Source organism: Microcoleus sp. AT8-A3 (assembly GCF_036705675.1).
Classification (GTDB): Bacteria; Cyanobacteriota; Cyanobacteriia; order Cyanobacteriales; family Microcoleaceae; genus Microcoleus.
The window spans coordinates 1-3,496 of record NZ_JAUBVD010000127.1; the positions used below are offsets into that span (position 1 = coordinate 1).

Here is a 3,496-nt window from a genome sequence, read left to right on the forward strand (position 1 = left end):
TGTCGCTCATCTTTCTGTGTAAAAAAAGGTCTCTTATGTTCTTTTACCACATAATGTTACTATTTTGGAGATGTCTTGTGTTTCCCAAGCTAGTTGGCCGGCCCGAGGAACTCAAGTATGGTGTCGAAGTTGTTGCCTTAGCGATGAGCCAACTTTACGATACAATTGCTGACAACCCGCAAGCTGCCATTGCCGATTTAATGGAGTTCAATGCTCAAAGCTTAAAGCGTCGCAACGAGTTAGCTAAATCCTCAGAAGAAGATACTGAAGAACTCGATGAGGACGACGAACTCGATGATGAAGATGATGAAATTGATGACATACTCGATGAAATTGATGAGGATGACGAAGACGAAGAAGGCGATGAGGATGAGGATGAGGATGATGACGATGAGGAGGATGATTTTAGTTTAGACGAAGACGAAGAATTTGAGGAAGACGACGAATAATTGCTAAAGTTTGATTAGAAAGCTCTGCTGAAAAAGCAGAGCATTTTTTTGCCTCTATCGAGGCCTTTTCCACGAATTGCGATTCAGGGTAATGATTGTCGCCACCGTCCGAATCAGGACGCTCTGGGAAGCAGACCCAACAAATTCACAATCAAGGAAAATTGGACCTTGGTTGTGAATTTAATTTTACCCACTCACCCACCCACTAATTTTTTTGAATTAATTGTAATTAGCAGACTGCCGTCGCTTTAGTTGTGAAAAAAAACACGCTTGAGGGTTAATCATGGCTAATCGCAAATCCGCTCCAACTCCGATGCAAAAGCAATTTGCAGAAACTCTTGAAGAACAGCGCTTCGAGATGTTTTTGCACGTTGCCCGCGAGTTAACGGGACGTGCCAAACAGCGACAGTTGCAGAAAGGTAAAGCTCTTGACTGGGAAGCGTTCAATACTTGGTTTAACAAGCAATATGAAGGCTACTCGGCTGACGAGATGCTTGAAGAAATCTTGAGCAACGTTTACTGGCTTTCATCTGAGCAAGCAGTGATTGACTTGCACTTCCGTTATATCGAATCGGCAGTCAAAGCTTCTCATAAGAAAAAGGCAACTGACGATAATGAAGAGATTGATGATTTTGTCAAGTAATCAATGACGACCCCCGATAAAGGGGATAAAATCCTGCTCCAAGCAGGATTTGTTTGGCCCGCCCACCCACCGCACCAGTTCGATTTGCGACATTTATGATCGCATTCTCACAAGGATTTAGTTAATAGCACTTATGGAGTAATAACTTGATTATGTCATTCTGAACCCTTGACGGAGTTTACCATCGAGCGTAGGAAAGCTTCCGCAAGTAATGCGAATAATCTCAAACCTTTGCAACACAGTTACAAACCGTAAGTTATATATAGTTAATTGGTTTTATCCGAGAATGTAGGTTACTTAATAAGTCAGCGTAAAACCGTTTTGCAATAAATTAAATAACTGTTCTTGTTAAAAAGCTTTGATATTAAACGCGAGCGCGTTTGAGAGATGTTCCACTTGCAAATTATAATCATGTACGAACCTATTCAGCATTTTCTTACCCTCACAATTGAAACTGTGGTAATTTTTGGTTACGGTGGCTTAATTGTTCACTATCTCGCTACGCTGTTAGCATCGAAGCGGATGAATCATTCTGAAAAACTCTCAGCAGAACTTGCCCCAGATTTTGTGCCTCTTCTCAATGAAATTGCTTCCTTTCCTGCTGTTACCGAATCGGCAGCAACTCCAGAACCCACAGAAGAACAGCGCCTCACCTCTTCGCTACAATTTAAAGCCGAATTTGCTTCTAATATTCAACTCGATACCGATACATTAAATCTACCCTTCATTCAAGTCGATAGCCTGACTCTTCGACAATGCCGCACCGTTATTAGAGCGCTCAATTCCACTCTCCCACGAAGTGAGCATATTCGCGTGAAACTCAACAAAAAAGATGTGCCAGCAGATTCGTTAAAATTTCAAATCAAGAAGCACTTTGACCATCGACCGCAGCAAGTTGTCTCCCTAATTGAGCAAATTTTGAGAGTTAGTTAGCACGATCGGGGAATCAACAAGCCAATTAGTCTTTTATTTCAAAACAACTTATGGTAACGATTTGATAGAAAGTTTTTTTGAATGCACCCTCCTTTTCCTGACCCAGCTATTAGTTACTTTCTTGAGCGCCAAGGGGAATCCGACCCTTGCCAATCTGTTCGCTCAACTCGTTGAGACTCAATCCCCGTTCAATTGTGATCGCACGAATTTCCTCCATCCTACCGACGTTACCTAGATATAAGCTACATAGCAGCATATCTGCCGGCAGCGAAGATTTTTTGTGCGGTTAATTGCAAGTCAGGAAAGATTGATGAAATAAGCCGATCGTCATTTTGAAACAACTGTTTTTGATACTCGTCTTCTCGCAGCGTACAAATTGTAACTGTCGGCTGTTTGGGTTTGCCAATATATTCTCTGCCACCAATGCCCAAATAGTCAACAATCCAATACTCAGGCACTCCAAGCAGGGCGTAATCTTCAACTTTGCGAGCGTAATCGTTCTGCCAGTTGGTGCTAACGACTTCAGCAATCAGTTTAATTGAGGAACCTGATGTAATTACAGGTTCTTGTTGCCACAAAGGTTCATTAATTAGTCGAGTTTGGTCTAATACAAGCACATCGGGGCGAAATGCTGTTGCTGTTCCTAATAGTTTGATGAGACAGCGAGGGGGGATAAGGTAGGGTAGATCCAGGCGGTCAATTTCTACATTCAGTTTTCGTCCCAGAAAACCGGATACTTGTTCGTGCGGCCCTGTTGGTTCCATTTCGGTTAATTCACCATCAATCAGTTCGTAGCAATCGCTGTCGCCGTAGTTTGTAATAAATTCATCAACAGTTATAAGTTTTGGAGGTGATTGAACCATTGTGTTTGTTCCTCATCCGACGGCAATGTACGTCTTTATTCAAAGCCTCCCCATACCTGAAAGATTGGCTGTGGGTTGTTTGCGACTTTGTTCCTCGGCGTCAGTCAAAGTAATCTTGCGCCTGCCAATCTGTTCGATCAACTCGCTCAAACTCAATCCGCGCTCTCTAGCAATAGCGCGAAAACCTTCCCACCCCGCAGATGTTACCTGAATGTTCCTTTGCTTTTTTGGCTCCTCATATCGAGGTTCGCCTCCGCCTAACTTTAAATTAGCTAGAGAGTTGGGGTGGAGCTGCGTTCCTTTGCTTGGGGGCATTTTGCAACATTATCCTTTCGACTTTTTTCTTTATTATCCCACATTACGAGCATAATTCCGTGGTACTATAGGTAATATGGAATCAACCTATACGAGTCAACTTCTTCAATCTGGTGTCTGGCTTTGGGGCTGGCAAGTCAGGGGTTGACTTATCTCAGGAGGCACTAGGAAATGCACCCAACTCAGGAGACACCGGGCAGCGAGCAGCGTCAACCTTTACAGCACTTCCGGGTGTTATGAGGTACAATAAGAATAGATTAAAAAAATACACAAATGAAAGCATATTCAGTAGA

General features: G+C 42.8%; 6 protein-coding genes. 3 read left to right on the forward strand and 3 right to left on the reverse strand.

Going from position 1 to position 3,496, the window contains the following annotated elements:
• Positions 1-77 precede the first annotated feature (77 nt).
• The 3 genes from QUB51_RS30085 (at position 78) to QUB51_RS30095 (ending at position 2,025) form a co-directional block, all read left to right on the forward strand.
• A complete protein-coding gene (locus tag QUB51_RS30085) occupies positions 78-449 on the forward strand; it encodes a hypothetical protein (protein WP_333264538.1) in 372 nt (123 codons plus the stop codon).
• A 283-nt stretch (positions 450-732) separates the two neighbouring features.
• The gene (locus tag QUB51_RS30090; protein ID WP_015179737.1) at positions 733-1,092 is read left to right on the forward strand and encodes a hypothetical protein; all 360 of its coding nucleotides are present in this window, start codon (positions 733-735) and stop codon (positions 1,090-1,092) included.
• Between the two features lie 411 nt (positions 1,093-1,503).
• On the forward strand, positions 1,504-2,025 hold the full coding sequence (locus QUB51_RS30095; protein ID WP_333212547.1) for a hypothetical protein: 522 nt from the start codon (positions 1,504-1,506) through the stop codon (positions 2,023-2,025).
• A 109-nt stretch (positions 2,026-2,134) separates the two neighbouring features.
• Here the strand turns inward: QUB51_RS30095 and QUB51_RS30100 are convergent, their stop codons facing one another.
• Genes QUB51_RS30100 through QUB51_RS30110 form a run of 3 tightly spaced genes read right to left on the reverse strand, consistent with a single transcriptional unit; the run spans position 2,135 to position 3,203 of the window.
• Positions 2,135-2,281, reverse strand: coding sequence for a hypothetical protein (locus tag QUB51_RS30100; RefSeq protein ID WP_333058081.1), 147 nt, complete (start codon positions 2,279-2,281; stop codon positions 2,135-2,137).
• Positions 2,268-2,888: a Uma2 family endonuclease gene (locus tag QUB51_RS30105; RefSeq protein WP_333058079.1), complete on the reverse strand. Its 621-nt coding sequence runs from the start codon at positions 2,886-2,888 to the stop codon at positions 2,268-2,270. Before QUB51_RS30105 ends, QUB51_RS30100 begins: the two co-directional genes overlap by 14 nt.
• A gap of 39 nt (positions 2,889-2,927) precedes the next feature.
• Positions 2,928-3,203, reverse strand: a complete 276-nt coding sequence (locus tag QUB51_RS30110) for a hypothetical protein (protein ID WP_333058078.1) — start codon at positions 3,201-3,203, stop codon at positions 2,928-2,930.
• Between the last annotated feature and the right edge of the window lie 293 nt (positions 3,204-3,496).